Here is a 6,039-nt window from a genome sequence, read left to right on the forward strand (position 1 = left end):
GCACTAGTGGTCAAAATACGCGAGATTGGCAAACGTTTGCGTGGGCGAGGATCCGCGCACAAATTTTTAGGTGGGTTGAACCTTCATGGAAATAGTGGACGTGGGTGCGCGGTTGTATCTTCGCTTCGGCACGGAGAATCCATTCTGGATTGTTACGCAAGATAGCAATGTAATTCGATTGGGCGGATCCCGGTCAGCACTCAAAGCGTCGGCTGCGTCGGCGTTGCTACCCGCCGAATCGCTCGAATCTGTCCGGGATTTGGGGGACGAGCTTGGCAAGATTCCCTGTTCGATTCAGATCGATGGCAAGCCGATTCCTGCCTTTTTGTTTGGCAAGCGGTTCCCGGATAACGCCTGGCGCGGGGTCTTGTCGACGAACCCGGCCTACCAGGCAAGCGACAGCATTGTTTCCGAGCTGTATGTGCCACGACAGAGCAATGTCGTGCCGTTTCCTATGTCTCAGAGAACGTAGGACTGCGGCGCATTATCGATAAGCGTTTGAATAAGTCAGTTGGTGGTTGCATGGTCGAATCAAATTTTCAAAGTCTCGATGATTATCTTGGCACGTCTAGCCCTATCTGGAAGCTGTCGAACTCCAGCGATGAGCTGGTACTGAGCGCGACCGGTGGCGACACGGAGCGCAGTGTCCGGGTCAAATTGAAGGCGAGGCAGGTGACGCAGATAAAGCGCCTGACAGGCGCTACAGCGGTCCTGTTTTTGGACGTTCAGATGCTCGGTCGACCGGTGCGCTTACACCTTGTCGGGAAGAAGATCACAACGGCCGATTGGGCTGGCGTTGCGGCCGCACTCGGAGATCCCGAGGCAGTTGCTCAAAATTCTATGCAGGCGCTGGCTTTTGCTGAGGAAATTGTTTCCGAAGTGAACTCGATTGTCGTCGTGCTCGATAAAACGGGGACGATACGTCGTTTCAATCGCAAGGCCGAAGAGTACACCGGCTGCAAAGAAGAGAACGTGATCGGTGAAAATGCGCAATCGTTGTTTATGTCCCCCACTGAGGGGACACAGTCGCTTCGAAACATCGAACGGTTTTTCGATGAGGGTAGGCCCTACGACGTCGAGCGGGTTATCGAGACCGCGCAGGGTGCCCGGCCTTTCTTGTTCAGGAACAGATTTATAAAATCGAAATCCGACGCGTCGACCGAATTTATCGTCTGCTCGGGGGTAGAGATTGCTTTCCCTCGTGGCGCCCTGGCGGCCGAGGACGTCGACCCCGCACCGACGCCAGTCGTGGACGAGGCGCACTACCTCGGCTTGATGAATCGGATTATGGATTGGGTGGCTATCGTCGACGGCGCGCGCACGCTGCTCGAGAAGCTGGAAGAGGGGAACGGAGATCCCCGGTCGTTGGCGAACGCAAGACGACTCGCAGCCAGCGCTGTTCGAGACGCATATAGCCTCTATGACGAGCTCGATGCGCAGCTGGCGCACTCGCAGATTGTCCCCTCGTCGCGCCGTATCAACGGCGCCTAAGAGCACCAGCGCGAAGTCTAGCCCGGGACGCCATTATCTGGCATCGGCGGCGGACTTCGCCCCTCCTTCCGGGCATCCGCAAGTGCCTCCGCGTATTTCTGTACCCGTAGCATGTCCACGTCACTCAGAGGGTACAGCCATTCGGGCATGGGTAAGCCTCCATACGGTTGCCCCTTGTTCAATGCAAGCCAGACCGGGCTGACCCCGTAGAGAAGCGCTAGCGCAACCGTGTAAGCCGATCCAGTGCCATTGAGCTCCAGCTGCGCCAACGTGCTCTGGCCAATACCAATACGGCTTTCCACCTGCTTTTGCGTCAGGCGCTTTTGCTTTCGCGCGTACAGCAGCCGCTCTCCAAACGGCGTGCGCCCAGTTCTTGAATCGTCCATGCCGCTACGATAGGCGATGTGAATATCGGTTTTCCACTTAAATTATCGACGCTCAGCTAAACATATCGGTTTACCACTTGACTGAAATATCGGTTTGCCACTATTCTTCAGTCATGAACTGGCAAAATCTTGTTATGCGACTGACGGACCGGGAGCACGGCGGGATGACCCAAGCCAAGCTCGCCGAGGCGTGCGATTGTGGTCAGAGAACGATCAGCGACTTGGCACGTGGCATCACGAAGCGGCCCAACGCAGATCTTGGATTAAGGCTGTTGGAAATATATAAGCAGATATCTAATGCGTCGATGACCGATTTGGAGGCGGGGCGGAAGGCGGGAGTTGATCCTGCGAGTGCAGGGGAAGAGCAGGCGAAGCAGTAAAGAATCGGTCGATGTTAGTGCGGGAACACCAACATCAACCTGACCATTATTTCGTATCTGGTGAGGAAAACGGGAATGGCTACGCCTATTGTAGCGCATTGGTCCCTTCGCGCGACCAAGATGAACCTGCACGCGTTTGCCGTTGCGGCCGCGCTGCTCGCGCCCGCTGCGCCGGCGCATGCCGACGACTGGGGCTGTCAGGTGATGTTGTGTCTTTCCGATGGCCGCGGTGCCGAGACCGAGGGGGCCTGCGTGCCACCCATCGAAAAGCTCTGGGACCACCTGTCGCACGGCCATCCATTTCCCACCTGCAATCTGATGGAAAGCTGGGATTCGCTGCCCGAAGAGTTTCGCCGCGCGATTCCCGACGACGTCGTGCAACTGGTGAAGTCGACCACGATCACCGGCGGTAACGGCGGCGCCAGCGGCGCATTCTGTCCGTATGACCTGATGTATTACAGCAACCTGTATGGGCCGGCCTGCCGCGCGCACAGCGTCATCCAGGTCAAGCTTAATGGACAGGTCTTCACGCGCGTCTGGTGGAACGTCAGCGGGGGCCTCGGCACCAAGTCCAGCTCGCGCACCGAATACTTCGGTGGCGGCTCGACGACCCCCTTCTATGATCCGGCTGAAACCGCCAAGCAGTGGATCGAAGACCAGGAGAACAACCGCAACCGGAATAGCGGCTCGCCGTCTCCCTGGTTCGGTATCGGCACTCGTCACTGATTGATATTCCGCGGAGGGCCACGCGATGTCACTCAACAACACCGAAAAACAAGCACTCCTAAATGCATCGCTCGAGGGTGTGGAGGCTGTTGATGCGCTGACCGAGATTTTGCGTGCGGTACATCCGCGCGCGTTTCACTCGACGGATTCGCTCGCCGAGCGGCGCTTTTTCGACCAGCCGAAGCACGATCTGCCGCATTGCGGTTTCGTGCGCGCGTGCGTGGTCGAACAGGAGGGTCGATAAGCATGGCGCGTTTGTACATCGCCGAAAAGCCGTCGCTCGCCAAGGACGTGATGGCCGTGGTCGACGGGCGTCCTTTGCGCAATGGGCCGGCCTATAAAGTTGGTGGCGATTTCTTCGTGCCGCTGCAGGGGCACATTCTCGGCCAGGTGTTGCCGGACTTCTATCTGCCTGACGATGTGCCGCTTAACAAGAGGGGCAACAAGACTTGGCGCGCGAGCGATCTACCGATCATCCCTCCGGCATGGGTTCTTGAGCCGGTCGAGAAGCATGTGCCGATTCTTGAAGCAATCCGCCAGCTGTTGAGCGACGTCGACGAGGTCGTGCACCTTGGCGACCCGGACGCCGAGGGACAGCTGCTGGTTGACGAGGTGCTGGAATACCTGGGCAACACGTTGCCGGTCAAGCGGCTGCTGGTGAACAACAACAATCCGAACGAGGTACGCAAGGCGCTTGCGAACCTGCGCGACAACGACGAGCCGGAGTTCCGTGCTTGGTATCGCTGGGCGCTCGCGCGTAGCCGATACGACTGGCTGTTCGGTCTGAACCTGACGCGTGCCGCGACCTGTCGCGCGCAGTCGCTCGGCTTCGACTCGGTGCTGAGCGTCGGCAGTGTGCAGACGCCGGCGCTGCAGATCGTGTTCGAGCGCGACGACCGGATCGAACGCTTTACCAAGACGTCCTATTTCCTGTTGGCCGCTCAGCTGCAGCACGCGAACGGCGCGTTCAATGCGAAGTGGCGGGCAGCCGACGATCAGGCCGGCCTCGACGACGCCGGCCGGTTGGTGGATCCCGACGTCGCGGCCGCGCTTGCGCAAAGCATGACCAATGCGTCGGCATCGGTCAGTGCATTCGAGCGCAAGCCCACGCGCGATCTGGCGCCGCTCCCGTTGTCGATGAATGAGCTGACGGTCGAGGCGTGTCGACGTTTCGATTGCACGGCTGCCGAAGTACTGGACGCCGCCCAGGAGCTTTACGACCGCTACAAGCTGACGACTTATCCGCGCAGTGAGAACCGCTACCTGGCCGAAGCGCAGCATGAAGAGGCGCCTACCGTGCTGGCTGCGCTCGCCGCGAATCGCGCGGATCTCGCGCCGCTGGTTGATCGTGCCGATCCGTCGCTGCGCTCGCGGGCCTTCGACGACAAGCATATGGTCGGCACTCCGCACCACGGAATTGTGCCGACGGTTCGCCGGGCCGACCTGAGCGTGCTGACGCCATTGCAGCAACAGGTCTACGACCTGATCGTCCGCTACTACCTGGTGCAGTTCTACCCGGCCGCGACGTTCATGCAGACGTCGATCGAGGTTGCATGCGCCGGCAATCGCCTGATCGTCGGCGGCCGGACGCCCATCTCGGCCGGTTGGCTCGCGGTGCTGAAGCCGTCCGAGCCCGAAACCGGCGATGACGTACAGACGTTGCCGGAGCTGTCGGTGGGCGATCAACTGCTGGTGCTCGACGTCGACCTGCAGGCGAAGGAAACCCGGCCGCCTGAGCGGTTCGACGAGGCAACGTTGATTGCTGCGATGATCGACCTGCACAAGTACACGGACGATCCGGCCGCGAAAGCGCGTCTCAAAGAAGGCAAGGGGATTGGCACGAGCGCGACGCGCCCCGGAATCATCGCCGATCTGCGCGAGCGTGGCTTCCTGGTCCCCGTAAAGGGCTCCAAAACGCGCTTCATGACGAGCCCGACTGGCCGGGCGCTGCTCGCCGCACTGCCTGGTCCTGTCAAGGATCCGACGGTCGCCGGCATGTTCAAGATCGCGCTCGACGCGGTGGCCGACGGTGAGATGACCTTCGACGCATTCATGCGTCGCAGCGAGCAGATGGTCACGAAGATTGTCGCGGCGATCGGTGTGGCGCCGATGCAGTTTCCGGGTGTAAAGCCGTGCCCGGTATGCAAGACCGGCCAGCTGCGCCGGATCAACGGCAAGGACGGCGCCTTCTGGGGGTGTTCGAACTACAAGGCCGAGCCTGCGTGCAAGGCGTCGTATCCGGACGCGAACGGTGCACCAGATTTCATTGCGAAGCGCGCGAAGAAGCGGCCGAGTACGTCGTTCGGTCTCGGAGGGTGGCGATGACGGTTTCGTTCGTATGTTTCGCAGTGGCGGTGTCGAGCCTGGGCGTGGTTCTGGTACTCGGTGAAGAACACCCGATTGCGGCCGCGGCGATTGTTGCCGCGTTGCTTTCTGTGGCCGCGCTCGTGGACGCATTCGCGCCTCCGCACTACAGCCCCTTCGGCAGGTTGTAGCAACTGGATCCAACAACAAATGAGGGCCATGCAATGAACAGGATTTTCAGGTGGATTCGGTTAGGCATCCGCGCACTGCTGATCTTCATCTTGTCGACGGCGGTGTTTGGCGTCGCGTCCTGGCTGATCGGGCGGGATTCGGTGGGCGACCTGATCGCGGCGGCGATCGTGGCGTTCGGCTGGGTCGCGATCGGATTTGTGATGTGCAAGAGCGGTTGGCCGCGCGATAACGTGGAGTGGTGAGACATGCGCAATCCCTTCAAATTTTTGCGACACGTGTTCACGCCGCGCAACGTCATCGTGATCTGCGCGTCGATGTCGCTCCTGTACGGTTTTCTGTCGTGGGTGATGCGGCAGCTGCCGACCTTCGTTGCGCTCGTGACGCCGCATGCGTCGCGCCCGGACCGCATGGTGATCGAAATCGCTTGCGCTCTGATCGCAAGCCTGCTGATGGCCGGCACCGTGACCGTGATCGCCGGCCAGATTCCGACGATCGTTTCGATGATCGTCGACGGCGCGATCGCGCGGCTGCGCCCGATGAAGGAGCGGTCATGAGTTTCA

The 6,039-nt window shown here is 60.2% G+C and carries 10 protein-coding genes; 9 read left to right on the top strand and 1 reads right to left on the bottom strand.

All coding sequences use genetic code 11. The features are described from left to right. The first annotated feature begins 85 nt into the window (after positions 1 to 85). Both ACV22V_RS32030 and ACV22V_RS32035 read left to right on the top strand, forming a co-directional pair. Positions 86 to 472, top strand: coding sequence for a hypothetical protein (locus ACV22V_RS32030; RefSeq protein ID WP_448016713.1), 387 nt, complete (start codon positions 86 to 88; stop codon positions 470 to 472). A gap of 50 nt (positions 473 to 522) precedes the next feature. Next, positions 523 to 1,491 (top strand): PAS domain S-box protein, encoded by a 969-nt coding sequence (locus ACV22V_RS32035; protein WP_448016715.1) that lies wholly within the window; start codon positions 523 to 525, stop codon positions 1,489 to 1,491. 17 nt (positions 1,492 to 1,508) lie between these two features. Here the strand turns inward: ACV22V_RS32035 and ACV22V_RS32040 are convergent, their stop codons facing one another. Then, positions 1,509 to 1,877, bottom strand: coding sequence for a helix-turn-helix domain-containing protein (locus ACV22V_RS32040; RefSeq protein ID WP_448016717.1), 369 nt, complete (start codon positions 1,875 to 1,877; stop codon positions 1,509 to 1,511). Between the two features lie 134 nt (positions 1,878 to 2,011). Between ACV22V_RS32040 and ACV22V_RS32045 the strand changes: the two genes are divergently transcribed. The 7 genes from ACV22V_RS32045 to ACV22V_RS32075 all read left to right on the top strand — a co-directional run bounded on the left by ACV22V_RS32045 (position 2,012) and on the right by ACV22V_RS32075 (position 6,033). Beyond that, positions 2,012 to 2,257, top strand: coding sequence for a helix-turn-helix domain-containing protein (locus ACV22V_RS32045; RefSeq protein ID WP_448016728.1), 246 nt, complete (start codon positions 2,012 to 2,014; stop codon positions 2,255 to 2,257). Positions 2,258 to 2,332: 75 nt separating this feature from the next. After that, positions 2,333 to 2,983, top strand: a complete 651-nt coding sequence (locus ACV22V_RS32050) for a hypothetical protein (RefSeq protein ID WP_448016718.1) — start codon at positions 2,333 to 2,335, stop codon at positions 2,981 to 2,983. A 25-nt stretch (positions 2,984 to 3,008) separates the two neighbouring features. After that, positions 3,009 to 3,227, top strand: a complete 219-nt coding sequence (locus ACV22V_RS32055) for a hypothetical protein (protein ID WP_257775583.1) — start codon at positions 3,009 to 3,011, stop codon at positions 3,225 to 3,227. 2 nt (positions 3,228 to 3,229) lie between these two features. Continuing rightward, positions 3,230 to 5,308, top strand: coding sequence for a DNA topoisomerase (locus tag ACV22V_RS32060; protein WP_448016721.1), 2,079 nt, complete (start codon positions 3,230 to 3,232; stop codon positions 5,306 to 5,308). Next, a complete protein-coding gene (locus ACV22V_RS32065) occupies positions 5,305 to 5,478 on the top strand; it encodes a hypothetical protein (protein WP_448016723.1) in 174 nt (57 codons plus the stop codon). Before ACV22V_RS32060 ends, ACV22V_RS32065 begins: the two co-directional genes overlap by 4 nt. Before the next feature lie 33 nt (positions 5,479 to 5,511). Next, positions 5,512 to 5,721 carry a hypothetical protein gene (locus ACV22V_RS32070; protein ID WP_448016725.1) on the top strand — a complete coding sequence of 70 codons (210 nt, stop codon included), beginning with the start codon at positions 5,512 to 5,514 and terminating at the stop codon, positions 5,719 to 5,721. Between the two features lie 3 nt (positions 5,722 to 5,724). Continuing rightward, a complete protein-coding gene (locus tag ACV22V_RS32075) occupies positions 5,725 to 6,033 on the top strand; it encodes a hypothetical protein (protein ID WP_448016726.1) in 309 nt (102 codons plus the stop codon). Positions 6,034 to 6,039 lie beyond the last annotated feature (6 nt).

Source organism: Burkholderia sp. AW33-5 (genome assembly GCF_053427615.1).

Coding starts and splice junctions, on each gene's coding strand:
- ACV22V_RS32060 (WP_448016721.1), top strand. CDS start 3,230: ATGGCGCGTTTGTACATCGCCGAAAAGCCGTCGCTCGCCAAGGACGTG.
- ACV22V_RS32045 (WP_448016728.1), top strand. CDS start 2,012: ATGCGACTGACGGACCGGGAGCACGGCGGGATGACCCAAGCCAAGCTC.
- ACV22V_RS32075 (WP_448016726.1), top strand. CDS start 5,725: ATGCGCAATCCCTTCAAATTTTTGCGACACGTGTTCACGCCGCGCAAC.
- ACV22V_RS32065 (WP_448016723.1), top strand. CDS start 5,305: ATGACGGTTTCGTTCGTATGTTTCGCAGTGGCGGTGTCGAGCCTGGGC.
- ACV22V_RS32030 (WP_448016713.1), top strand. CDS start 86: ATGGAAATAGTGGACGTGGGTGCGCGGTTGTATCTTCGCTTCGGCACG.
- ACV22V_RS32055 (WP_257775583.1), top strand. CDS start 3,009: ATGTCACTCAACAACACCGAAAAACAAGCACTCCTAAATGCATCGCTC.
- ACV22V_RS32050 (WP_448016718.1), top strand. CDS start 2,333: ATGGCTACGCCTATTGTAGCGCATTGGTCCCTTCGCGCGACCAAGATG.
- ACV22V_RS32070 (WP_448016725.1), top strand. CDS start 5,512: ATGAACAGGATTTTCAGGTGGATTCGGTTAGGCATCCGCGCACTGCTG.
- ACV22V_RS32040 (WP_448016717.1), bottom strand. CDS start 1,877: ATGGACGATTCAAGAACTGGGCGCACGCCGTTTGGAGAGCGGCTGCTG.
- ACV22V_RS32035 (WP_448016715.1), top strand. CDS start 523: ATGGTCGAATCAAATTTTCAAAGTCTCGATGATTATCTTGGCACGTCT.